Source organism: Streptomyces sp. NBC_00457 (assembly GCF_036014015.1).
Taxonomy (GTDB): domain Bacteria; phylum Actinomycetota; class Actinomycetes; order Streptomycetales; family Streptomycetaceae; genus Streptomyces.
Window position 1 is genome coordinate 9,391,514 of sequence record NZ_CP107905.1, and the last position, 22,399, is coordinate 9,413,912.

The following is a 22,399-nucleotide window of genomic DNA, read 5'->3' on the forward strand; positions in this document are numbered from 1 at the left end:
CCTTAGTCTGGTCACCACTCATCAGACGTGTCACAGGAACGGGGCGGCGGTGTCTTCGGGGGAGTACGGACAGGCGGACGGGACCGGTCGGCTGCTGGCCGGGCGCTATCGTGCCGTGGCGCAACTCGGGCGCGGCGGCATGGGCGTGGTCTGGAGAGCCGTCGACGAGGTGCTCGGCCGCGAGGTCGCCGTCAAGGAACTGCGCACGTACACCGACGCCGATGGACCCGAACTCGCCGATCTCCGGGTGCGGATGCAGCGCGAGGCCCGCGCCGCGGCCCGGATGCGCCATCCCGGAGTCGTGGCCGTGCACGACGTCGCCGAGGTCGACGGCCGCCCGCTGATCGTCATGGAGCTGGTGGACGGCCCGTCCCTGGACGACGTGCTGCGGGAACACGGCACCATCGACCCGCGCGAGGCGGCCAGGATCGGCGCCAAGGTGATGGACGCGCTGGCCGCCGCCCATCGCGCCGGTGTCCTGCACCGCGACGTGAAGCCCGGCAACATCCTGCTGGAGCGCACCGGCCGGGTCGTCCTCACCGACTTCGGCATCGCCACCATGGAGGACCCGGGCGACGGCTCCGCGACCCACCTCACTCGCAGCGGCGAACTCGTCGGCTCCCTCGACTACTTGGCGCCCGAGCGGGCCCAGGGCGCCGACCCCGGCCCGGCCTCCGACGTCTGGGCCCTGGGCGCCACGCTCTACGCGGCCGTCGAGGGCGTCTCGCCCTTCCGCCGTACGTCGACCTACTCCACCCTCACCGCGATCGTCTCCGAACCGCTGCCGGAGCCACGCCGGGCCGGGCCCCTGGGTCCCGTCCTCCAACTCCTGCTGGACAAGCGCCCCGAGGGCCGTCCGGAGGCCGACGCGGCGCGGGAGCTGCTGCAGCGAGTGGCGGACGGCTCCGGGGCGGACGTACCGACGACGATGCTGCGGGGGAGCGAGGCGCCCCGGGAGGAGACACAGCGCAGCGTTCCGGCGGTACCGCCGGGGTTCGGGCCGCCGGAGTCCGGTGGGTCGGCGGCACAGGGGGCGGACGGGCCGGGACGGTCCGGGCAGGAGGGACAGGCCGGTTCGGAGACGCCCGTCTTCGGGTCGCCGGTGCAGGCGGGTCAGGGCAGACCCCCCGGCTTCGGATCGCCGGAGCACGCGGATTCGCCGACGCCCGGCTTCGGATCGCCGGTGGGGGACAGCTCAGGGGTGCCCGGCTCCGGCTCACGCGTGCCCGGCTCCGGCTCCGCCGCGTCCGCCGCCCGGGCCTCGGCCGCCACCGGCCCCATCCCCGCGTCGCCCCCTTCCCGTCGCAAGGGCCGCGTCCTGCTGGCCGCCGCGGCCGTGACCGTCGTCCTCGCGGCCACCGCGGTCACGGTCACCCTGCTGAACAACACCGACGACGCGGAAGCCGGTGCCGGGCCCACGTCCTCCGCCACCACATCCGCCGGTGCCACGTCCTCGGCGTCCGGCAGTCCCGGCGCCGACCGCTCAGCCTCCGCCCACCCCACGGAGCAGGGCGACGAGAAGAAGCGCACCCCGACGACGCCGCCCGAGAAGGGCGAGGGCGCGTCCGGCGGCCAGGCTTCCACGCCCACGCCGAGCAAGTCCGCCGGCGGCGGCACCACGGAGGGCGGCGCCGGCGGCGGCGGTGCGAACGGCGGGAACGGCGCGACCACCCCGGCGCCGACGGCCGCCTGTGTGTCCATAGGCGGCGGCAAGTACAACTGCGAGGTCTGGCGCACCGCCACCTCATACGTCGACGGCACCGAGGTGGGAGTCCTCAACAAGGGCACCAACTACTTCTACTGCCAGTCCAACCTGGGGCGACGGGAGACCTACGGCGAGTGGACCAACGTCTGGTGGGCCAAGACGGACGACGACAGCGGCAACACGAACGTCTACGTCAGTGACGTCTACATCAGGGGCGGCAACAACGACGAGCCGGTCCCCGGACTCCCGGTCTGCTGAACCGGCAGATACCGCTCCAGCCCCGAGGAAGTCACCAGCTTCTCCTCGCCCAGCAGCCGCGTCCCCGCCGCGCACACCCGTCCGTCGGCACGCGCGCGCATGCAGAAGTCCTCGGGGGTGACGCCGAACAGCTCCCTCAACCGCGGTGAACCCGTGAGGAGTTCGGTGAGCAGGGCCCGCTGCCCAGGGTGGGTGCGCGGCGCGCCGGTGCCGTTGTGCAGGACGCCGCGGCGATTGACGTAGATGTAGGCGCCGGGCAGCGCGGTGCCGTCGGCCAACTCCACCAGCACCTGCGGCGCGGGCAGCCAGGCGCGGCCGTAGTTGCCGTCCGGCAGCGGCACGCCCTCGCTCGCGTCGACCACGGCGAGCTGCTCGACGTCCAGCCAGGTGACGAACAACTCCCGCACCCGCCCCGGCGCTTCGAACGGCGACGCGGACACGTACCCCATGCGGCTCACATGCGCGGAGACGCCGATCTCGACGCCCGTGACGCGGGCCTTCACCATCGGCACGGGGGCGCCGATCCCGGACTCGGCCATCTTGTACCGCAGCTGGGCAGGGCACGCGTTGGAGCCGACCGCGAGGACGGGGACGCGGTCCTGGTACACCAGACGGTCGAGCGGCAGCAGCCGGTCACCGTCCAGGAGGCCGGACTCGCCCGGCCACACACCGGGGTAGTCCAGCGGATGATCGCGCGGAGCCTCGGCCAGGCCCAGCGATTCCAGGGTGCGGTCGTCCACGGGCGCCTCAGTCCGTCGGCGGCAGTTCGCCAGAGCCGCGGGTGATCAGCCGGGTCGGGAGCTCGATGCGCTCCGGGACGACCAGCGAGCCGTCCAGCTGGCGGAAGAGACGCTCGGCCGCGGTACGGCCGAGGGTGGCGGCGTCCTGCGCGACGACCGTGACGCCCGGCTGCAGCAGATCGGCGAGCTCGATGTCGTCGAACCCGACCAGGGCGACGCGGCGGGACTGCTCGGCGAGCACCCGGACCACGGTGACCGTCACCCGGTTGTTGCCCGCGAAGATCGCCGTGACGGGAGAGGGGCCGGAGAGCATCTGCTCGGCCGCGCGGCGCACCCGCTCGGGGTCGGTCACCCCCAGCGACATCCACGACTCCTCGACCGATATCCCCGCGTCCTCCATGGCCGCCCGGTAGCCGCGCAGCCGCTCGGCGGCCGTGTGGATGCGGGGCATGTCGCCGATGAAGCCGATCCGGCGGTGCCCGTGGCCGATGAGGTGGGCCACACCGTCGCGGGCGCCGCCGTAGCTGTCCGACAGCACCACATCGGCGTCGATCTTCCCGGCCGGACGGTCCACGAACACGGTGGCCACGCCCGCCCGCAGCTCGGGCTCCAGGTAGCGGTGGTCGTCACCGGCCGGGATGACCAGCAGCCCGTCCACCCGCCGTGCGCACAGCGCCAGCACCAGCTCCTGCTCACGGTCGGGGTCCTCCGCGCTGGAGCCGTTGATGAGCAGGGCACCGTGCGCGCGGGCCACCTCCTCGACCGCGCGGCTGAGCGGGCCGTAGAACGGGTCAGCGAGGTCCTCCAGGACCAGGCCGATGCTCGCCGTGCGGCCCTTGCGCAGCACCCGCGCGCTGTCGTTGCGGCGGAAGCCCAGCGCGTCGATGGCCTCCTGGACGCGGCGCTCCGTCTCCGGGGTGACCCCCGGCTCCGCGTTGACCACGCGCGAGACGGTCTTGAGTCCGACTCCCGCACGCGCCGCGACGTCCTTCATGGTCGGACGATTGCCGTAGCGGTTCCCGGGGATGCGGTCTGCGAGGCGATCTGCACGGCGGCTGGTCTCGGGCACGGTGCGGTGTCCTGTCCTGTCGTCCACGGGGATGCGTCGGGCCATGGGTATGTATGAGGATGTGGCGTCGAGCATAGAGCCTGGACAACGTTGTCAGATGCGGGAGAGACTGTCCACCGCAATCTCCGGCCTACGTCCCCACCGTGAGACCGGCCCGCCCTTTTCCCGTGGTTGACGGGGAGAACCGATCCTTGACCGGGAGATCAGACACAGATGCACACCGACTTCGTGGCTGCGCTCGACATCGGCGGCACCAAGATCGCCGGAGCGCTGGTGGACGGCCACGGCAGCATCCTGGTGCGTGCCCAGCGCGCGACTCCGGCACAGGAGGACGGCGACACCGTGATGGCGGCCGTCGAGGAGGTGCTCGGCGAACTGACCGCGTCCGAGCTGTGGGGGCGGGCCACCGCGCTCGGTATCGGCAGCGCGGGTCCGGTGGACGCCTCCGCGGGCACGGTGAGCCCGGTGAACGTGCCCGGCTGGCGCGACTACCCGCTCGTCCGGCGGGTGCGCGCCGCCGCCGGAGGGCTGCCCGTCGAGCTGATCGGTGACGGAGTGGCGATCACCGCGGCCGAGCACTGGCAGGGCGCCGCCCGCGGGCACGACAACGCGCTGTGCATGGTCGTCTCCACGGGGGTCGGCGGCGGCCTGGTCCTCGGCGGCCAGCTGCATCCCGGGCCGACCGGCAACGCGGGCCACATCGGGCACATCAGCGTGGATCTCGACGGCGACGGCTGCCCGTGCGGTTCGCGCGGCTGCGTGGAGCGCATCGCGAGCGGCCCCAACATCGCGCGGCGCGCCCTCGAAGGCGGCTGGAGTCCGGGCCCCGACGGTGACACCTCCGCCGCCGCGGTGGCGGCCGCCGCCCGCGAGGGCGACCCCGTGGCCGTAGCCTCCTTCGAACGCGCCGCCCAGGCACTGGCCGCCGGCATCGCGGCCACCGCGACCCTCGTCGAGATCGACATCGCCGTCGTCGGCGGGGGCGTCGGCAAGGCGGGCGATGTGCTCTTCACGCCGCTGCGCAAGGCGTTGAGCGACTACGCGACGCTCTCCTTCGTACAGCGCCTGACCGTGGTGCCGGCGCAGATGGGGACCGACGCCGGACTGGTGGGCGCTGCCGCCGCCGCGCTCGCCAAGCGGCCGGACGCGGCCGCTGCGGGGGTGTGAGGCGGCACCTCGGCAGGAACGTTCACTCGGCGGCCGGGCGCCCAGGAGGGGCACGGCCGCCGAGTCGTCGTACGGGCGGGTGGCAGGGTCAGCAGCTCAGCTGAGTGAGGCGGGGCCTCGCAGGAACGTCCACTCGGCGGCCGGCCCGGGGGGAGGGCTCGGCCGCCGAGGTGTCTCGCAGGCGGGCGGCATGGGTGCGACCCGCCGCCGGGCTCAGCAGCTCAGCTGTGCGTCCGCCCAGTCCGCGTGGTCGGAGTCGATGCCGTCGCCGCCGTCGGTGACGACGAGGCGGATCAGCTGGGCGCCCGTCACATCGGCGGTGAGCGGCTGGGCGGGCATCGCGTTGGTGAGGACGCCGGTCGAGGCGGCCTTGGTACCGTCCGCCCAGATCTCGAAGGCGACCGTCCCGTTCGCCCCCTTCTCGTCGTCGACACCGACGTCCGCGGTCACCGTCTCGCACGCACCGCCGGCGTAGTACTCGACGGCGCTCTCGGCGTGCACACCGAGCCCTTTCGCGTACGCGACCCCGCCGATGGTGATCGGGTTGCCGTCGCCCGCGTCGCTCTCCCCGTTGCTGGTGTCGCGCTCGACCGGCCCCCATCCGTTGGCGGCCGACAACCACGGAAGGTCACCCAGTCCGGATGTCCCCGAGGGCGGCGGCACCACCACGGACACGGCGATCGGCACCGCGCTGTCGACGCGGACACCGGCCGCGGAGCGGTAACTCGCCTTGAGCGTCAGGTCGTACGACCCGGAGGGCGTCCCTGAGGGGGCGGTGACGGACCACTTGGTGCGCAGCGCACGGCCGGGCGGCAGGGAGGCGGTGGTCGTCGGTGACGTGGCCCTGACGGTCCAGCCCTCGGGACCCGTCAGCGCGACGGAGACGCGCTTGGCCGACGTGCGTCCCAGGTCGGTGACGGTGGACGTCAGTGCGGCCGGCTCGCCCGCCTCGACCAACGAGCTGCCGTCCAGGCCGAGTTCGACGGCGGGCGGGTACTTGGCCCAGCGCGGGTCGGGCGCGACCCGGACGAGGACCGTGCCGTGCGCCGGGACGGTGGCCGAGATGGTGCCCGCGGTGTTGTAGCTCTTGTGCTGCCACAGGTCGCGCAGGGTGTAGGCGTCCGCGCCGGGAAGGCCGACGGCCGCCGCGGTCGTCGAGATGCGCTGGGCGCGGCCGGTCTCGTTGAAGAGCGCCACGGCGCGGCTGCCGTCCCGCATCTCCTTGGCGACGACCCAGCGTCCGCCCTCCGACGACACGACCGCGCCCTGCTTGCCCAGCGTGTCCTGGTCGACCGCGATGACCTCCTTGTTGCCGAGGATCTCGAAGGTCGCGTCGGAGGCCTCGCGCAGGTCGGAGCCGATCAGCAGGGGCGCGGCCATGATCGACCAGAGCGAGAAGTGCGAGCGGTACTCGGTGTCCGTCATGCCGCCGTTGCCGACCTCCAGCATGTCGGGGTCGTTCCAGTTCCCTGGACCGGCGTACTGCGCGAGCGGCAGGTTCTGCTTCAGGATCGACAGCATCGACCCCCAGGTGTCGCTGATGTCGCCGGTCGTACGCCACAGATGTCCGACGTCCGACGCCCACTCCCAAGGCTTGTTCTGGCCCCATTCGCAGATGCTGTAGACGATGGGCCGCCCGGTGGCCTTGAGGGCGTCGCGCATGGTCGTGTAGCGCAGTTTCGCGTCCACGCCCTGGTTGTTGCAGTTGTCGTACTTCAGGTAGTCGACGCCCCAGTCCGCGAACTGCTGGGCGTCGCTGTACTCGTGGCCCAGCGCGCCGGGGAAGCCGATGTTGCTGCAGGTCTTGGTGCCCGCGCTCGTGTAGATGCCGAACTTGAGCCCCTTGGAGTGCACATAGTCCGCGACGGCCTTGATGCCGTTCGGGAAGCGGACCGGGTCGGGGACGAGCTTGCCGTTCGCGTCGCGCTCCGGCAGGGCCCAGCAGTCGTCGAGGTTGACGTACTGGTACCCGGCGTCCTTGAGTCCCTTCTCGACGAAGATGTCCGCGATCCCTTTGACCATGGCTTCGTTGAACTCGGCGCGGCAGTGCGTGGAGTTCCAGTTGTTGAAGCCCATCGGCGGAGTGAGGGCGAGGCCGTCGGCCAGGGCGGGGGCCGCGCTGTGGGTGTCCTCGGCGGCGTGGACGGGTACGGCGAGACCCGCCGTGCACAGGAGTCCTGCCGTGAGTGCTCCGACCACTCTTCTGCGGGTTGTGCGGGTGTGAAGGTGACGCATCGTTACGTTCCTCCGAACCAGCGAAAGGTGGGATGACGGCATGCACGCGTCATCAGTGCGTTCACGGTAGAACGTGTCGGACTCTGTTGGAAGATGCGCGTTCGGCGGTGTGGGTCTGTGTTCAGCCACTCGAGAAGCGGCGTGCGAGGTCGCGCAGCGAGGCCGCCGCGTCGGCCACCTGATCCCGCGGCATCGTGGAGCCCGCCATGCCGCCCAGCCGCTCCATGTCCTCGGCGAGGCGCAGGTGTTCACGGGCGGCGTGTTCACGGCAGGGCAGGCAGGTGACGCTCTCCGGGCGGGCGGAGGTCATCGCGTACGGCACACGCAGGCCGCATCCGGCGGTGACGGTGCTCGGGAGATCGCCGGCGAGGGCGAACGTGGACGCCAGGATGTTGCGCGTGGCGGCGCTGTTGCGCAGTACCTTCGCCTCGACGTGGATGTGCCGGTCCTGCTCGTCCATCCGCCCTCCTTGTCGTGGCCGCTCTTGGCGTGGCCGTCACGGCAGAGCATGCCAGTCGGGCATGGATGCCCTCCGTTCCGGTTCCCTCGGGAAGGGGTGCGTGACCCCGGCCCGGTCCGCGCAGTTGAGCGGGGCATGAAGAAGCGCAGCATGCTCGCCATCGCCTCCCTTGCCACCGGTTTCGTCGTCGCGGCTGTGTCGCCGTCCCATGCCCACGGCGACGATCCCGCCGCGCCCAGCGGTCCGGCTGCTCCCGACCGTCCGGCTGCCCCCGGCGACTCGGCCGTTCTCCACGGTCCGGCCGTACTGCACGGTCCGGCTGTTCTCGGCGGCACCCCGGCCGTGGTCCACAGTCCGGCCGTTGTCGACGTCGACGAGACCATGGGCACCGTCGACCCGTTCCTCGCCCGGGAGTTCCGTATGGCGCTGGACGACACCCCGCACGGGCAGAAGGGCAAGGGCAAGATCGGCTGACGAGGCCGACGGCCGGAGCGCGACGCCGGTGTCCCCGCAGTCGGGGCCACCGGCGTCCTGCGTCGGTGCGCCCTCAACGGGAGCTGGTTTTGGTGGCAGGGTGGAGCGGGCAAGCCACAGGGGGCCAACAGAAGAGGGGGAACCGTGATCGTCTGGATCAACGGTGCGTTCGGTGCGGGGAAGACCACCACCGCACGGGAACTGATCGACCTGATCCCGAACAGCACGCTCTTCGACCCCGAGGTCATCGGCGGAGCACTCACTCATCTGCTCCCGCCCAAACACCTCGCCGAGGTCGGTGACTACCAGGATCTGCCGATCTGGCGGCGGCTGGTGATCGACACGGCGGCCGCGATGCTCGCCGAACTCGGCGGCACGCTGGTGGTCCCGATGACCCTGCTGCGCCAGGACTACCGCGACGAGATCTTCGGCGGACTCGCCGCACGCCGGATCAGCGTCCGGCATGTGCTCCTCGCCCCGGCGGAAACGATCCTGCGCGAACGAATAGCCGGGCGGGAGGTCCCGCCCGACCTGCCCGACGGCGAGATGCGCATACGGCAGTGGTCGTACGACCACATAGAGCCGTACCGAGCCGCCCTCGCGTCCTGGCTCACCGCGGACGCCCACCTCGTCGACACCGGCGCCCTCACTCCGTACGAGACCGCGGTCCGTATCGCAGACGCGGTCAGCAGGGGGAGCGTCCCGGTCTGTGACATCGTCCAAACCCCGGAACCCACCGCCGAGACGATCGCCGCCGGTGTCCTCCTCTTCGACGAACACGACCGGGTCCTGCTCGTCGACCCCACCTACAAGGCAGGCTGGGAGTTCCCCGGCGGTGTCGTCGAACCCGGTGAGGCGCCCGCGCGCGCGGGCATGCGCGAGGTCACCGAGGAGACCGGCATCCGGCTCGACGACGTACCCCGCCTCCTCGTCGTGGACTGGGAACCCCCCGCCCCGCCCGGCTACGGCGGCCTCCGCCTCCTCTACGACGGCGGCCGCCTCGACTCCACCGAGGCCCACCGCCTCCTCCTGCCCGGCCCCGAACTGCGCGACTGGCGCTTCGTCACCGAAGCGGAGGCCGCCGACCTGCTCCCACCCGTCCGCTACGAGCGCCTCCGATGGGCGCTGCGCGCGCGGGAACGCGGAGCGGCGCTCTACCTGGAGGCCGGAATTCCGACGCCGTGACTCGCGTCGTCACGAGGGAGGTCGTGCCTCGCCGTTGGCGGCCAGGCGTGAGGTGGGAGACATCGTGGAGTGGCTCAGCTGCCCGCGTAATTGCGGAGGAACAGTGCCTCCGCCACCGACAGCCGCTCCAGTTCCTGCGGGGATACGCTCTCGTTCACCGCGTGGATCTGGGCCTCCGGTTCGCTGAGGCCGATGAGGAGGATCTCGGCGTTCGGGTAGAGGGCGGCGAGGGTGTTGCAGAGGGGGATGGAGCCGCCCTGGCCGGCGTACTGCATGTCCTGGCCCGGGTAGGCCACCGCCATCGCGTCCGCCATCGCCTGGTACGCCGGGCTGTTCGTGTCGGCGCGGAAAGCCTGGCCCTGGCCGACCTGCTCGGAGTGCACCCGGGCGCCCCACGGCGTGTGGGTCTCGAGATGAGCCTGGAGCAGCTTGGTGGCCTCGGCCGCGTCCACGCCCGGCGGCACCCGCAGGCTGACCAGCGCGCGGGCGCTCGCCTGCACGGACGGGGTGGCGCCGACGACCGGCGGGCAGTCGATGCCGAGGACGGTGACGGCCGGGCGTGCCCAGAGGCGGTCGGCGACCGTGCCGGAGCCGATCAGCTCTACGCCGTCCAGCACCTTGGCGTCCGTGCGGAACTGCTCCTCGTCGTAACTCAGCCCGTCCCACGACGACTCGTCGGTGAGCCCGTCGACCGTCGTCGAACCGTCCTCCGCGCGCAGCGAGTCCAGTACGCGGATCAGCGCGCCCAGCGCGTCGGGCGCGGCGCCGCCGAACTGGCCGGAGTGCAGGTTGCCTTCGAGCGTGTCGATGCGGACGCGGACCAGGGTCATGCCGCGCAGGGTGGAGGTGACCGTCGGCAGGCCGACGCGGAAGTTGCCCGCGTCGCCGATGACGACGGTGTCGGCCGCCAGGAGCTCCGGGTGCTCCTCGGCGTACCGCTCCAGGCCGCCCGTACCCATCTCCTCCGAACCCTCGGCGATCACCTTGACGTGGACCGGTATGCCGCCGTTCGCCTTGAGCGCGCGCAGCGCGAGCAGGTGCATGATCACGCCGCCCTTGCAGTCGGCGGCACCGCGCCCGTACCAGCGCCCGTCACGTTCGGTCAGTTCGAAGGGCGGCGTGGCCCACGCGGCCTCGTCGAGCGGCGGCTGCACGTCGTAGTGGGCGTAGAGGAGAACCGTCTTCGCGCCCTCGGGGCCGGGCAGGTAACCGTACACGGACTGCGTGCCGTCGGGGGTGTCGAGCAGGGCCACGTCCTGGAAGCCCTCGGCGCGCAGCGCGTCGGCGACCCAGTTCGCGGCGCCCTCGCTCTCGCTCTTCGGGAACTGGTCGAAGTCCGCCACCGACTTGAACGCCACCAGTTCGGTGAGCTCCGCCCGCGCCCTGGGCATCAGCGAGGCGACGGTCTCGGCGACCGGATTCGACGACATGGGCACGCTCCTTGTGGGTGCGACGTTGTGACAGGTAAGTGCTGTGATCCTCCCACAGCGGCCTCGGGCGACGGCCGCCGTAGGATGCGGGAGACAGGTGCGGCAGCGGCTTGATCGGGAGCAGTAGACCATCGTGAGCAGCGAGAACTCTTCGGCGGACGACGTACGGCAGGTGTGGGACGTCGTCGTGGTGGGCGCGGGACCCGCGGGGGCCTCGGCCGCGTATGCGGCGGCGGTCGCGGGGCGCCGCGTCCTGCTGCTGGAGAAGGCCGAACTGCCGCGCTACAAGACATGCGGCGGTGGCATCATCGGCCCCTCGCGCGACTCCCTGCCGCCCGGCTTCGAGCTGCCGCTGCGGGACCGGGTGCACGCGGTCACGTTCTCCAGCAACGGACGCTTCACGCGTACACGCCGCTCCAAGCAGATGTTGTTCGGCCTGATCAACCGCTCCGAGTTCGACCAGCAGCTCGTCGAGCACGCGCAAAAGGCGGGGGCCGAGCTGCGTACGGGCGTCACCGTGGCGCGGGTCGAGCAGCACGGGTCGGCGGTGCCGGACCGGCGCACGGTCGCCGTCGTCCTGCAGGGCGGCGAGACGCTGCTCGCGCGTTCGGTCGTGGGGGCCGACGGCAGCGCCAGCCGCATAGGGGCGCACGTCGGCGTGAAGCTCGGCCAGGTGGATCTGGGCCTGGAGGCGGAGATCCCGGTGCCGGAGACCGTCGCCGAGGACTGGAAGGGGCGGGTGCTCATCGACTGGGGGCCCCTGCCCGGCAGTTACGGGTGGGTGTTCCCCAAGGGGGACACGCTGACCGTCGGGGTCATCTCCGCGCGGGGTGAAGGCGCGGCGACGAAGCGGTACCTGGAGGACTTCGTCGGGCGGCTCGGGCTCGCCGGGTTCGAACCCAGCATCTCCTCCGGCCACTTGACGCGCTGCCGCGCCGACGACTCGCCGCTGTCACGCGGGCGGGTGCTGGTGTGCGGGGACGCGGCGGGGCTGCTGGAGCCGTGGACACGCGAGGGCATCTCGTTCGCGCTGCGGTCGGGGCGGCTCGCGGGGGAGTGGGCGGTGCGGATCGCCGAGGCGAACGACGCGGTGGACACCCGGCGCCAGGCCCTGAACTACGCCTTCGCCATCAAGGCGGGGCTGGGTGTCGAGATGGCGGTCGGCAAGCGGCTGCTGACCGTGTTCGAGCGGCGCCCCGGTCTCTTCCACGCGGCGCTGACCGGCTTCCGGCCTGCCTGGAAGGCGTTCACGGACATCACGCGCGGGGCGACGTCGCTGGGCGAGATGGTCCGCTCGCATCCGATGGCCCAGCGCGCCTTGACCGCGCTGGACCGCCGGCCCGTCGGCGGCGAGGCCGGCGAGGTCAGCTCTTGACCGTGATCCGGAACACGGGGTGGTCGGGGGCGATGCGCCGCAGCTCCTCGTCGGACGAGTCCGGGCCGACGCCCTTGAAGAACACACCGACCTCGGCCTTCCAGCGCTTGAGGTAGGCGCGCAGCAGCGGGGGCTTGTCGTCGTCGGCGACCTCGGTCGCGGTGAACGTCTCCACGTTCTTCCCGAGCCGCAGCTCACCGCCGCCCGCGGCCCGCATGTTGTGCGTCCACTGGACGTGGCCGCGGGGTGCGACGAGGTACTGCGTGCCGTCCACCGTGAGCAGGTTGACCGGTGTCGTGCGCCACTCGCCGCTCTTGCGGCCGCGGACGGCGAGGACCCGGGAGCCCCAGACGCTGAGCCCGCGGCGCGTCATCCAGGCCACGGAGCGGTTGAAGACGTTGATGGTGAACCAGCCGGGCTTCTGAACGTGGGTGGACGTGGACATCTGGGCCCCCAGGGACTTGGTGGGAGAGCGGCGCTCGCTTGGGTGAGCGCCGCTCGTGTTTGTGAGCACTGCTCTCGCTTCTCTCGAAGTCTGCCCGAGATCGGTGATCCAAAGCAAGAGCAGTGCTCTCTTTTGTGTGCACTGCTCCGAAAACATGGAACACTCCTTCGCATGAGCACCGCACAAGGAGCCCGCGCCCGAGCCAGGATCGAGGTCACCGCCGCCATCAAGGACGAGGCGCGCAGACAGCTCGCGGCCGAAGGCGCCGCCAAGCTCTCGCTGCGCGCCGTGGCCCGCGAACTCGGCATGGCCTCCTCCGCGCTCTACCGCTACTTCCCGAGCCGCGACGACCTGCTCACTGCCCTCATCATCGACGCCTACAACTCCATGGGCCAGAGCGCGGAGGCGGCCCACGAGAAGGTCGCGGACGCCGGGCCCGCACAGCGCTGGGTCACGGTGTGCGAGGCGGTACGCGCGTGGGCGCTGGGGCATCCGCACGAGTACGCGCTGATCTACGGTTCGCCGGTCCCCGGCTACACCGCGCCCGACGACACCGTCCCCGCCGCCTCCCGGGTCGGTCACCTCTTCATCGGCATCCTCCGCGACGCCTACCAGGGCCTCGGCCTCGCCAAGCCGCCGCTGCCCGCCGAGCTGCGCCCCGAGGCCGAACGGATGACGGCCGACCTCGCGCCCGACCTGCCCCCCGAGACGGTCAACGCACTCGTCGCGGCCTGGGCCCAGCTGTACGGGCTGGTCGGGTTCGAGCTGTTCGGCCAGTTCAACCGGGTCGTGGAGAACCGCGAGACGTTCTTCCGGCATGCGGTGGCTCAACTCGCCCATGGGGTGGGCTTGCGCTCCGCTCGATAGGCGGTTCGTTCACTGCGGGCTGGTGGGGGCTGGTCGCGCAGTTCCCCGCGCCCCTTCGGGGCGCTGCCGAACCGTCGGCTGCAAGCCCTACTGCAGCGCAACCGCCGGTAGCGGCAGTAGGGCCGGGTCCTGCCGCAGGATCCGCTCGTGCAGTGATCGCAGTGCGGGTCCCGGATCCGCGCCCATCGCCTCGGCGAGGCGTTGCCGTGCGGCCTCGTATGCGGTGAGCGCGTCGGTCGGCCGGCCGGTGCGGCACAGCGCGAGCATCAGCAGCTCGACGAGGCGCTCGCGCAACGGGTGCGCGGCCACGAGCCGGACGAGTTCGTGGACGTACTCGAAGGACTGGCCGAGTTCGATCGCTCCGGCGAGCCGGGCTTCGAGGACGGTGAGCCGTTTCTCGGCCCAGCGCAGTCGCTCCGCCGCGAGGTAGGGCGCCTGCAGGCCCTCGGCGAAGTCGCCGCGCCACAACTCCTCGGCACACCGGGCCAGCTCACCGGCCTGCCGCAGCTCGCCCGCGTCCCGTGCCGCCAGGGCCTGGTCGACCAGGCGGCGCCGTTCGCGCAGGTCGTCGGCCTCGGCCCCGGTGAGCAGGTATCCGGTGCCGGTCCACGACAGCTCCGGCCCCTCCCCGAGCGCGCGGCGCAGCCCGGAGACGTACTTCTGCACGAGGTTGCGCACATGCACCGGCGGCGTTCCGCCCCACACGGCCTCGACCAGGCCGTCGTACGACAGGGGGCGCCCCTCCTGGAGCAACAGGACAGCGAGCACCGCGCGTTGTTTCGGTGGGCCGAGGGGGATCTCCACTCCGTCGCGCAACGCGCGCAGTGGGCCGAGCAGTTCGCAGCGCAGGGCGGGTGAAGCCGCCGTCGTCGCCGTGTGCGGGCCGCGCGCAGTCCCCGTTGTCCCCATGCGTCGAGCCTAACGCGCACCCCGTCTTCCAGCGGATCTTCCAGCGGATCTTCCAGCGGGCCTTCCAGCGACCCGGCCGACGGTGTGGGAGCACACCAGCCTCCGCAGAAAGGCGCCTTCATGCTCACTCGGCTCGGCCGACTCGCCGTGCGGTACAGCCGCGCCGTGCTGATCGGCGCGGTTCTCGTCCTCCTCGGCCTGGGCGCGTACGGCGCGGGCGCCCAGGACGACCTCGACCTCTCGGACTGGAGCGCCCCCGGCACCGAGTCCGTGCACGCGGGTGACCGGCTGCGCGACGACTTCGGCACCGGCAACCCCAACCTCGCCCTGCTCGTCACGGCCCGCGACGGCGACGTGGACAGCCCGCGCACCGAACGGGCGGCCCGTGAACTCACTGCCGAGGTAGAACAGTTGCCGCTCGTCACGGACGTCACCGCGTACTGGGACTCCGGGAGCCCCGCCCTGCGCGGCGAGGACGGACGCCGCGCCCTGATCCTGGCCCACCTCGAAGGCGCCCCCACCGAGATCCGAGAGGAACTCGGCACACCGTCACCCCGGTTGACCCGCACCACACCCGAACTGGACGTCCGCGCAGGCGGCCAGGAGGAGATCTCCCGGCAGGTCGGTGAGCAGGCCCGCACCGACTTCCTGCGCGCGGAGGCCTTCGCGCTGCCCGCCGTACTCCTTTTGCTGATCCTCGTCTACCGGCGCACCACGGCCGCCCTGCTGACCGTCGGAGTCGGCCTGTTCGCCGTCCTCGGCACCCTCGCCGGACTGCGCCTGCTCGCGCGCTTCACCGAGGTGTCGACGTTCGGCGCGAACCTGGCACTCGTACTCGGCCTCGGACTCGGCGTCGACTACAGCCTGTTCGTGATCAACCGCTACCGTGAGGAACGCGCGGCGGGCCGGGATCAGCAGGCGGCGGTGGTCAGGGCGACCGTCGTGGCCGGGCGGACCGTCGTGTTCAGCGGTGTCACGGTCGCGGTGTCGCTGTGTGCGCTGCTGGTGTTCCCGTTCTTCTTCCTGCGGTCGTTCGCGTACGCCGGTGTCCTCGTCGTGCTCATCGCGGTGGCCGGAGCCGTGCTCCTCCTCCCTGCCGCGCTCGGCCGCTGGGGCCACCGTGTGGAGCGTCCCGCCGCACCCGCCTCCGGGTTCTGGCACCGCACGGCCCTCGCCGCCATGCGCCGCCCGCTCCTCGCCGGCGCCGGCGTGCTCACGATCCTGCTCGTCGCCGCCTCACCCCTGCTCGGCCTGCGCTTCGGTCTCCCCGACGAGCACACGCTCCCGGAGGGCACGTCCTCGCGCACCACCTCCGAGATCGTGCACCGCGAGTTCGCCGCCGAACCCACGGACACCGTCCAGGTCGTCCTCGGCGAACCGGCCGACACGCGCGCGTACGCCGCCGAACTCTCCCGTCTCCCGGGCGTGTTCCAGGTAGACGCACCCGAGGGGACCTACCGCGAAGGGGCGCGCACCGCACCCCCCGGCCAGGACCGGCTCAGGGCACCCGACGGAAGCGTGCGCCTGGCCGTCGTACCCACCCAGCAGGCCATGTACGGCGACGTCCCCGCCTTCGTCGAACGCGTCAGGGACACCCCGGCCCCCGCTCCTGCCCTGGTCGGCGGCTACCCGGGCGAGATGACCGACTTCCGCTCCACGTTGCTCGACCGGCTCCCGCTCGCGATCGGGATCGTGCTGGTGGCGACGTACGTGATCCTCTTCCTGATGACCGGGAGCGTGCTGCTGCCCGCGAAGGCGACCGTGCTGAATCTGCTCAGTCTGTCGGTGATGTTCGGCTGTCTGGTGTGGGTCTTCCAGGACGGGCATCTGTCCGGGCTTCTCGGCTTCACCCCGACGGGCTCGATCGAGCCGAGCATCCCAGTGCTGATGTTCTGCGTGGCGTACGGGCTGTCCATGGACTACGAGGTGTTCCTGCTCGCACGGATCAAGGAGGAACACGAGCGCACCGGCGACACCGAGCAGGCCGTCGGCGAGGGCATCCGGCGCAGCGCGCCGCTGATCACCGCCGCGGCCGGGATCCTGGCGCTGTCGTTCCTGTCGTACGCCACCGGAGGCGTCGTCTTCCTCAAGGAACTCGGCATCGGGACGGCCCTGACGATCCTCGTCGACGCCACCCTGATCCGGGTCGTGCTGCTGCCGGTGACGATGCGGCTGGCGGGGCGGGCGAACTGGTGGGCGCCGAGGCGGCTGCGCCGGCTGCGGGTGCGGGAGGAAAAGGCGGAGGAGGACGTACTTCGGGGGGAGTACGTGTGATCACCCCGTCCGGCTGACGTCGCAGGTGGTGCGTGGCGTCTAGCGTTGCGGACATGGACAGGCTTCGGGTACGCGGTGGGGGCACGCTGCCGTGGTGGCGGTACGGGCCGCCGTGGGCGCACCGCTGGGACGACGAGGAGCGGGGCGCCCGGTGGCCCTGGCGATCCACCGTGGCGCTCACCGTTTTCGTGCTGGTCGGCTCGGGCTTCGCGGCTGAGGCGCAGGTGGACGAACGCGCGGCGCTTGACCCCTTCGCGCGGGTGCTGCTGATCGTGGCCTGTGCCGTGCTGCTGTGGCGGAAGCGGTACCCGGTCGCCGTGGTCTTCGGGACGGCGACGGCCGCGATGGTCTACTTCGGCGCCGGGTACCCGTACGGGCCGATCTTCCTGGCCGTGGCCCTGGCCTGCTTCAGCGCCATCGTCACGGGGCATCGGCGGGCGGCCTGGGCGGCCGTGGGGATGCTCTGGATCGGGCATGTGCTGATCGCGCACTGGCTGTACCGCTGGCTGCCGCCGTCCGGGGACGGGCCCCAGCCGTGGGGTACGGAAGGCGTCGTCGCCGCCTGGGTGGTCGCCATCGTGGCGCTGGCCGAGCTGGTCAAGGTCCGGCGGGAGCAGTGGGCCCGGGAGCGGGCCGAGCGCGCCCAGGCGGCGAAACGGCGTGCCGACGAGGAGCGGCTGCGGATCGCGCGTGAGCTGCACGACGTCCTCGCGCACAGCATCTCGGTCATCAACGTTCAGGCGGGCGTCGGCCTCGCGCTCCTCGACTCCGACCCCGAGCAGGCGCGCACGGCGCTCAGCACCATCAAGGCCGCCAGCAAGGAGGCGCTCGGCGAGGTCCGCCAGGTCCTCGACACGCTCCGCACGCCGGGTGACGCGCCGCGCGCCCCGGCACCCGGCCTCGACCGGCTGCCCGAACTGGTGGAGCAGGCGGCGAGCGCGGGCCTCTCCGTCGAGGTCGAGGGCGAGTCCCCGCCGCTGCCGCCCGGCGCGGACCTCGCCGCGTTCCGTATCGTTCAGGAGGCCCTCACCAATGTCGTACGGCACTCGGGCTCGCGGCACGCGCGCGTGCACCTCGATCACGAGACCGGGGCGCTACGGCTGCGGATCGACGACGACGGGCCCGCGACCGGCGCCGACGCGGGCGGCAGCGGCAACGGACTGGCCGGAATGCGGGAGAGGGCCGCGGCCCTCGGTGGCACGATCGAGGCGGGACCGCGCGACGACGGCGGATTCCGTGTGCTGGCGGTACTGCCGCTCAATGCCAAGGAGGACGACCGGTGATCCGCGTACTGCTCGCCGACGACCAGTCCCTGGTCCGCGCAGGCTTCAAGGCGCTGCTCGACGCCCAGCCGGACATCGAGGTCGCCGGCGAGGCCGCCGACGGTGAGCAGGCGCTGCGCATGGTGCGCGAACTGCGCCCCGACGTCGTCCTCATGGACATCCGCATGCCCAAGCTCGACGGACTGGCCGCGACCCGCCGGATCACCGACGAAGCCGAGCTGACGGACGTCAAGGTCGTCATGCTCACCACCTTCGAGCTCGACGAGTACGTCTTCGAGGCGATCCGTTCCGGCGCCTCCGGCTTTCTGGTCAAGGACACCGAGCCGGAGGAACTGCTGCGCGCCGTACGGGCGGTGGTCGGGGGCGACGCGCTGCTCTCGCCGGGCGTGACACGCCGCCTGATCGCCGAGTTCGCCGCCCGCTCCAAGGAGCCCGCGGCCGCCGACGCCCTCGGCGAACTCACCGAGCGGGAACGGGAGGTGATGGCGCTGGTCGGCATCGGCCTGTCCAACGACGAGATCGCCCGCCGCCTGGTCGTCAGTCCGCTCACCGCGAAGACCCACGTCAGCCGCACGATGGTGAAGCTGGGCGCCCGGGACCGCGCCCAACTCGTCGTGCTCGCCTACGAGTCGGGGCTGGTACGGCCGGGCTGGCTGGGCTGAGGCGGCTGCCGCAAGCGGAGCAGCACACTGACGACGCGGGCGGCGAAGAGTACGGGCGTGACCACGAGCCCGGTGCGCAGCAGCAACGTCCCCAAGGCGCCGGGCAGTTCGAAGAGTCACAGCCGTGCGCCCGACGGAGCAAGCAGCTCCGCCGAGCGCACGCAGGGCAGGCGTTCCCCTAAGCGGTCGGGCCAAGTCGGCAGCGGTTCGGCAGCGCCCCGAAGGGGCGCGGGGAACTGCGCGACCAGCCACAACGGAGCCGCAGACGACCCACGGCCCATCGCGGCACAGCCAGCGCAGCGCCTAGTCGCGTACGGACACGCGCTCCACCTCCCGCGCGGTGGACTTGGCAACCACCACGGACTGCCGCGCACGACGCGCGGGCCGCACCCCGGTGAGCGTGATCAGCAACCCGGCAACCGCGATGCCCGTCACGACGACCAGGCCGGGCCGGTAGCTGTCGAGGACGGCCTGCGGGGTGGCGTTCTCGGGGGCGCCCGCGGTGACCACCGCCGTGACGACGGCCAGGAAGATCGCGCCGCCCACCTGGACCGAGGTGTTGAGCAGACCGGAGACCATGCCCTGCTCGTGGTCGTCGACACCGTTCGTGGCCTGGATGTTGAGCGACGGGAAGACCAGCGCGCAGGCCGCGCCGATGAGCAGCATCGACGGCAGGATCACGGCGGCGTACACGGGGTCGAGGTCGACCTGGAGGAACAGGGCGTACCCGACGACCATCAGCCCGAAGCCCACCGGGAGGAGCCGCTGGGTGCCGAACCGGTCGACGATCGAGCCCATCTTCGTCGCGGACAGCGCCACCAGCGCGCCCGCGGGCAGGAAGGCGAGCGCGGTGTGCAGCGCCGACCAGCCGAGCAGCGACTGCATGTACAGGGTGACCAGGAACTGGAAGCTGACGTACGACCCGAAGAAGAGCATCGCGCCGAGCTGGGCGCGGATCTGGATGCCGGAGCGCAGCACGCCGAGCCGGACGAGCGGGCCCGGCGAGCGCCGCTCGACGAGGACGAACACGGTGAGGAGCACGGCGACGGCGAGGAAGGACAGCAGCGTACGGGCCGACGTCCAGCCGACCTCCGGTGCCTGGACGACGGTGAAGACGAGCAGCAGCATGGACGCGGTGCCGAGGATGGCGCCGGGGATGTCGTAGCCGTTGTGGTCCTTCTCGCGGGCGCTGCGCGGCAGCAGCTTCAGGCCCGCGATCAGGGCGATCAGAGCGATGGGCGCGGGCAGCAGCATGGTCAGGCGCCAGCTGGCCTCGGTGAGCAGACCGGACAGCACGAGGCCCATGGAGAAGCCGGTGGCCGCGCACGTGGTGTAGATGGACAGGGCCCGGTTGCGCAGCGGGCCCTCGGGGAAGGTCGTGGTGATGATCGACAGGCCGGCGGGCGCGGTGAACGCCGCGCTCAGGCCCTTGATGAAGCGGCTGGCGATCAGCAGCGGGCCCGAGTCGACGAGCCCGCCGAGCAGCGAGGCGAGCGCGAAGACACCCAGGGCGATCAGGAAGACCTGGCGCCGGCCCAGCAGGTCGGCGGTGCGTCCGCCGAGCAGCAGCAGGCCGCCGTATCCCAGGATGTAGCCGCTGACGATCCACTGCAGCGTCGAGGTGGACAGACCGAGATCGGCGCCTATGGACGGCAGGGCGACGCCGACCATCGACACGTCCAGCGCGTCCAGGAACATCGCGGCGCAGAGCACCAGCAGGGTGCCCCAAAGCCGGGGCGTCCAGCGTCCGTCGGACGTGGGTGTGGTGAGCGGAGAGGTCATGCGGAAGACACTACATGCGCATGCATCGAATGCAAGCGCATTTAATTCCGATGCAACAAAGCCGCTTCTCTGCTACGGTGCCGCGCTATGGCGGCGAAGAAGCCCGAACAGGCGCTCGTGGAACAGTGGCGCGACATGCTCGCACTCCATGCGCGCACACAGTGCGAACTCGACCGCGCTCTGCACCAACACGGCCTGTGCGCAAGCGACTTCGAGGTACTCGACGTCCTGGCCGAGGCACGCGCGGTGGACGGCGGCACCTGTTCCTACCGCGTCCAGGAGATCTCCGAGCGGGTCCATCTCACCCAGAGCGCACTCTCCCGGCTGGTCGCCCGGCTCGAGAAGGACGGCCTCGTCGAGCGCGGCATGTGCCCGGAGGACCGGCGGGGCGTCAAGGTGGCCCTCACCCCGAAGGGGCGCTCACTGCACGGCGAGGTGCTGCCGGTGCAGCGCGAGGTGCTGACGCGCATGCTCGCCGGGAACAGCGCCACCTGACGGTGGCTCAGCTCCACGTGACGGCGGACTTCTCCCGCCACAGCGCGGCGAGCGAGGCGTCGCCGGTGACGGCGGGGAACGGCAGCCGGTTCCAGAGCGACAGATAGATCCGGGCCGCCGGACCACTGATCTCACAGTCGGCGGCGCTCGCCTCCACGGCATCGCCGCGGGTGGCCGCAGGCGGCTCCGGAGACAGTCGTACGGTCCACACCGCGTCGTCCGTGTCCGTCGCCCGCACCCGCAGCACCCGGGGCTCATCGGTGCGCACCCTGCTCTTGGGGCGGGCGTGGAAGGCGAGCAACAGCTCGTCGATGCCGTCGACCGCGAAGCCGGGCGCGATTTCCGACGGCGTACCACCGCGGGCCGCCTCGGCGTCGAAACGGTGCACCGTGGTCTCGTGCGCCTGCCTGCGCGCCCAGAACGCGAGCGGCGACGGCGCGGGCAGGAAATGCCAGCACTTCACGTCGGGAGCCGCGTGGGAGAGGGTGCTGACGAGATGCCGGTGCCCGTCCCGGAACCAGGTCACGAGCTCGGCGCCGTCGAGGTCGGGCAGGCCGCCGTCGGGGTGATAGGAGGGGTACCCCTCGTTGACGAACCCCGCCGCCCAGCGGTGCACCATCCCCGTGTGCCGCAGCAGGTCCCGTACCTGCCAGTCCGGGCACGTCGTCACCTTCACGTCGGTGCCGGCCTCCGCGGCGGCCGAGGCCAGCAGCTGGCCCTCCCGGTCCAGGATCCGTACGAACTCGGCTGTCTCCATGCGCCGAGTGTGCCGTATGGAGTGCGGTCGAAGGGAAGAGCGCGGAGGCTGGAGATCGGGCCGCCGGGTTCCCCGGTGACCCGGCGCGTGGACCTTAGGCTGCCCTCGGCCCCGTCGGGGCTTCGCGAAACGGAGGAGTACCGATGGGCGAGCGCGAGCAGGACGAGGCACTGGCTCGGGAGCAGCGGCGGCACTGGCAGCGCACGTACGCAGGCCATCCGGACCTGTACGGCGACGAGCCGTCCGCCCCCGCGGTGTACGCCGCCGAGCTCTTCCGGCGGACCGGCGCACACGAGGTGCTGGAGCTCGGCGCGGGGCACGGACGGGACGCCCTGTACTTCGCCCGCGAGGGCTTCGCCGTGCACGCCACGGATTTCAGCGCCGAGGGCCTGGAGCAACTGAGCGCCCGGGCGGCCGGATCCGGCCTGTCCGTGACGACGACGGTCCACGACGTACGCGAGACGCTGCCGCTGCCCGACGCCTCCGAGGACGGGGTGTTCGCCCACATGCTGCTGTGCATGGCCCTGTCCACCGAGGAGATCCACGCACTCGTCACCGAGGTACGCCGCGTGCTGCGCCCCGGCGGCGCCTTCGTCTACTCCGTCCGCCACATCGGCGACGCCCACTACGGCGCCGGCGTCTCCCACGGCGACGACATCTTCGAGCACGGCGGCTTCGCGGTGCACTTCTTCGACCGCACGCTGGTGGAGGAACTGGCGGAGGGCTGGGAAGGCGTCGACGTGTACGCCTTCGAGGAGGGCGAACTGCCGCGCCGGCTGTGGCGGGTGACGCAGCGACTGGCGGGGTGAGGGTTTGTGCTTGAGATA

General features: G+C 71.9%; 21 protein-coding genes. 11 read left to right on the forward strand and 10 right to left on the reverse strand.

Features of this window, described 5'->3' with window-relative positions; translation table 11 throughout:
- The first annotated feature begins 49 nt into the window (after positions 1 to 49).
- The gene (locus OG828_RS42955) at positions 50 to 1,963 is read left to right on the forward strand and encodes a serine/threonine-protein kinase (protein WP_328504210.1); all 1,914 of its coding nucleotides are present in this window, start codon (positions 50 to 52) and stop codon (positions 1,961 to 1,963) included.
- On the opposite strand, the gene OG828_RS42960 is transcribed toward OG828_RS42955, so the two are convergent.
- Together OG828_RS42960 and OG828_RS42965 are read right to left on the reverse strand one after the other, a co-directional pair.
- Positions 1,909 to 2,703 (reverse strand): hypothetical protein, encoded by a 795-nt coding sequence (locus tag OG828_RS42960; protein WP_328504211.1) that lies wholly within the window; start codon positions 2,701 to 2,703, stop codon positions 1,909 to 1,911. The two genes, OG828_RS42955 and OG828_RS42960, sit on opposite strands and share 55 nt — an antisense overlap.
- 7 nt (positions 2,704 to 2,710) lie before the next feature.
- A complete protein-coding gene (locus OG828_RS42965) occupies positions 2,711 to 3,817 on the reverse strand; it encodes a LacI family DNA-binding transcriptional regulator (protein WP_328441935.1) in 1,107 nt (368 codons plus the stop codon).
- Between the two features lie 168 nt (positions 3,818 to 3,985).
- Here OG828_RS42965 and OG828_RS42970 point away from each other — a divergent pair, with 168 nt between their 5' ends.
- Positions 3,986 to 4,939: an ROK family protein gene (locus tag OG828_RS42970; protein WP_328504212.1), complete on the forward strand. Its 954-nt coding sequence runs from the start codon at positions 3,986 to 3,988 to the stop codon at positions 4,937 to 4,939.
- A gap of 213 nt (positions 4,940 to 5,152) precedes the next feature.
- Here the strand turns inward: OG828_RS42970 and OG828_RS42975 are convergent, their stop codons facing one another.
- Positions 5,153 to 7,174 carry an NPCBM/NEW2 domain-containing protein gene (locus tag OG828_RS42975; RefSeq protein ID WP_328504213.1) on the reverse strand — a complete coding sequence of 674 codons (2,022 nt, stop codon included), beginning with the start codon at positions 7,172 to 7,174 and terminating at the stop codon, positions 5,153 to 5,155.
- 121 nt (positions 7,175 to 7,295) lie between these two features.
- Positions 7,296 to 7,634: a hypothetical protein gene (locus OG828_RS42980; protein WP_328504214.1), complete on the reverse strand. Its 339-nt coding sequence runs from the start codon at positions 7,632 to 7,634 to the stop codon at positions 7,296 to 7,298.
- Positions 7,635 to 7,769: 135 nt separating this feature from the next.
- On the opposite strand from OG828_RS42980, the gene OG828_RS42985 reads away from it, so the two are divergent.
- Positions 7,770 to 8,108 (forward strand): hypothetical protein, encoded by a 339-nt coding sequence (locus OG828_RS42985; RefSeq protein ID WP_443060323.1) that lies wholly within the window; start codon positions 7,770 to 7,772, stop codon positions 8,106 to 8,108.
- A 144-nt stretch (positions 8,109 to 8,252) separates the two neighbouring features.
- A complete protein-coding gene (locus OG828_RS42990; protein ID WP_328504215.1) occupies positions 8,253 to 9,293 on the forward strand; it encodes an NUDIX hydrolase in 1,041 nt (346 codons plus the stop codon).
- Positions 9,294 to 9,367: 74 nt separating this feature from the next.
- On the opposite strand, the gene OG828_RS42995 is transcribed toward OG828_RS42990, so the two are convergent.
- The gene (locus OG828_RS42995; RefSeq protein WP_328504216.1) at positions 9,368 to 10,723 is read right to left on the reverse strand and encodes a dipeptidase; all 1,356 of its coding nucleotides are present in this window, start codon (positions 10,721 to 10,723) and stop codon (positions 9,368 to 9,370) included.
- 133 nt (positions 10,724 to 10,856) lie between these two features.
- On the opposite strand from OG828_RS42995, the gene OG828_RS43000 reads away from it, so the two are divergent.
- Complete coding sequence (locus OG828_RS43000; RefSeq protein WP_328369579.1) at positions 10,857 to 12,098, forward strand: geranylgeranyl reductase family protein; 1,242 nt, start codon at positions 10,857 to 10,859, stop codon at positions 12,096 to 12,098.
- Here the strand turns inward: OG828_RS43000 and OG828_RS43005 are convergent.
- The gene (locus OG828_RS43005) at positions 12,088 to 12,543 is read right to left on the reverse strand and encodes a nitroreductase family deazaflavin-dependent oxidoreductase (protein WP_328504217.1); all 456 of its coding nucleotides are present in this window, start codon (positions 12,541 to 12,543) and stop codon (positions 12,088 to 12,090) included. The two genes, OG828_RS43000 and OG828_RS43005, sit on opposite strands and share 11 nt — an antisense overlap.
- Before the next feature lie 171 nt (positions 12,544 to 12,714).
- On the opposite strand from OG828_RS43005, the gene OG828_RS43010 reads away from it, so the two are divergent.
- Complete coding sequence (locus OG828_RS43010; RefSeq protein WP_328504218.1) at positions 12,715 to 13,410, forward strand: TetR/AcrR family transcriptional regulator; 696 nt, start codon at positions 12,715 to 12,717, stop codon at positions 13,408 to 13,410.
- Between the two features lie 87 nt (positions 13,411 to 13,497).
- Here the strand turns inward: OG828_RS43010 and OG828_RS43015 are convergent, their stop codons facing one another.
- Complete coding sequence (locus tag OG828_RS43015; RefSeq protein WP_328369587.1) at positions 13,498 to 14,319, reverse strand: AfsR/SARP family transcriptional regulator; 822 nt, start codon at positions 14,317 to 14,319, stop codon at positions 13,498 to 13,500.
- Positions 14,320 to 14,439: 120 nt separating this feature from the next.
- On the opposite strand from OG828_RS43015, the gene OG828_RS43020 reads away from it, so the two are divergent.
- From OG828_RS43020 to OG828_RS43030, 3 genes are read left to right on the forward strand one after another with little or no spacing between them, the layout of a single operon-like run.
- Positions 14,440 to 16,593, forward strand: coding sequence for an MMPL family transporter (locus OG828_RS43020; protein ID WP_328504219.1), 2,154 nt, complete (start codon positions 14,440 to 14,442; stop codon positions 16,591 to 16,593).
- A gap of 53 nt (positions 16,594 to 16,646) precedes the next feature.
- Positions 16,647 to 17,876: a sensor histidine kinase gene (locus OG828_RS43025; RefSeq protein ID WP_328504220.1), complete on the forward strand. Its 1,230-nt coding sequence runs from the start codon at positions 16,647 to 16,649 to the stop codon at positions 17,874 to 17,876.
- Positions 17,873 to 18,538 (forward strand): response regulator transcription factor, encoded by a 666-nt coding sequence (locus tag OG828_RS43030; protein ID WP_328504221.1) that lies wholly within the window; start codon positions 17,873 to 17,875, stop codon positions 18,536 to 18,538. Before OG828_RS43025 ends, OG828_RS43030 begins: the two co-directional genes overlap by 4 nt.
- Here the strand turns inward: OG828_RS43030 and OG828_RS43035 are convergent.
- Entirely contained in the window at positions 18,499 to 18,603 is a 105-nt protein-coding gene (locus OG828_RS43035; RefSeq protein WP_328505037.1) for a DUF6332 family protein, read from the reverse strand. The two genes, OG828_RS43030 and OG828_RS43035, sit on opposite strands and share 40 nt — an antisense overlap.
- A 238-nt stretch (positions 18,604 to 18,841) precedes the next feature.
- Positions 18,842 to 20,320 (reverse strand): MFS transporter, encoded by a 1,479-nt coding sequence (locus tag OG828_RS43040; protein WP_328504222.1) that lies wholly within the window; start codon positions 20,318 to 20,320, stop codon positions 18,842 to 18,844.
- Between the two features lie 87 nt (positions 20,321 to 20,407).
- Between OG828_RS43040 and OG828_RS43045 the strand changes: the two genes are divergently transcribed.
- The gene (locus OG828_RS43045; RefSeq protein WP_328504223.1) at positions 20,408 to 20,815 is read left to right on the forward strand and encodes a MarR family winged helix-turn-helix transcriptional regulator; all 408 of its coding nucleotides are present in this window, start codon (positions 20,408 to 20,410) and stop codon (positions 20,813 to 20,815) included.
- Positions 20,816 to 20,822: 7 nt separating this feature from the next.
- Here OG828_RS43045 and OG828_RS43050 read toward each other — a convergent pair whose 3' ends face one another.
- The gene (locus tag OG828_RS43050; RefSeq protein ID WP_328369604.1) at positions 20,823 to 21,572 is read right to left on the reverse strand and encodes a maleylpyruvate isomerase family mycothiol-dependent enzyme; all 750 of its coding nucleotides are present in this window, start codon (positions 21,570 to 21,572) and stop codon (positions 20,823 to 20,825) included.
- A 143-nt stretch (positions 21,573 to 21,715) separates the two neighbouring features.
- On the opposite strand from OG828_RS43050, the gene OG828_RS43055 reads away from it, so the two are divergent.
- Positions 21,716 to 22,381 (forward strand): class I SAM-dependent methyltransferase, encoded by a 666-nt coding sequence (locus OG828_RS43055; RefSeq protein ID WP_328369606.1) that lies wholly within the window; start codon positions 21,716 to 21,718, stop codon positions 22,379 to 22,381.
- The last annotated feature ends 18 nt before the right edge of the window (positions 22,382 to 22,399 follow it).

Coding starts and splice junctions, on each gene's coding strand:
- OG828_RS42975 (WP_328504213.1), bottom strand. CDS start 7,174: ATGCGTCACCTTCACACCCGCACAACCCGCAGAAGAGTGGTCGGAGCA.
- OG828_RS42995 (WP_328504216.1), bottom strand. CDS start 10,723: ATGTCGTCGAATCCGGTCGCCGAGACCGTCGCCTCGCTGATGCCCAGG.
- OG828_RS42965 (WP_328441935.1), bottom strand. CDS start 3,817: ATGGCCCGACGCATCCCCGTGGACGACAGGACAGGACACCGCACCGTG.
- OG828_RS43015 (WP_328369587.1), bottom strand. CDS start 14,319: ATGGGGACAACGGGGACTGCGCGCGGCCCGCACACGGCGACGACGGCG.
- OG828_RS42970 (WP_328504212.1), top strand. CDS start 3,986: ATGCACACCGACTTCGTGGCTGCGCTCGACATCGGCGGCACCAAGATC.
- OG828_RS43045 (WP_328504223.1), top strand. CDS start 20,408: ATGGCGGCGAAGAAGCCCGAACAGGCGCTCGTGGAACAGTGGCGCGAC.
- OG828_RS43040 (WP_328504222.1), bottom strand. CDS start 20,320: ATGACCTCTCCGCTCACCACACCCACGTCCGACGGACGCTGGACGCCC.
- OG828_RS43020 (WP_328504219.1), top strand. CDS start 14,440: ATGCTCACTCGGCTCGGCCGACTCGCCGTGCGGTACAGCCGCGCCGTG.
- OG828_RS43025 (WP_328504220.1), top strand. CDS start 16,647: ATGGACAGGCTTCGGGTACGCGGTGGGGGCACGCTGCCGTGGTGGCGG.
- OG828_RS43010 (WP_328504218.1), top strand. CDS start 12,715: ATGAGCACCGCACAAGGAGCCCGCGCCCGAGCCAGGATCGAGGTCACC.
- OG828_RS43005 (WP_328504217.1), bottom strand. CDS start 12,543: ATGTCCACGTCCACCCACGTTCAGAAGCCCGGCTGGTTCACCATCAAC.
- OG828_RS43055 (WP_328369606.1), top strand. CDS start 21,716: ATGGGCGAGCGCGAGCAGGACGAGGCACTGGCTCGGGAGCAGCGGCGG.
- OG828_RS42980 (WP_328504214.1), bottom strand. CDS start 7,634: ATGGACGAGCAGGACCGGCACATCCACGTCGAGGCGAAGGTACTGCGC.
- OG828_RS42985 (WP_443060323.1), top strand. CDS start 7,770: ATGAAGAAGCGCAGCATGCTCGCCATCGCCTCCCTTGCCACCGGTTTC.
- OG828_RS43050 (WP_328369604.1), bottom strand. CDS start 21,572: ATGGAGACAGCCGAGTTCGTACGGATCCTGGACCGGGAGGGCCAGCTG.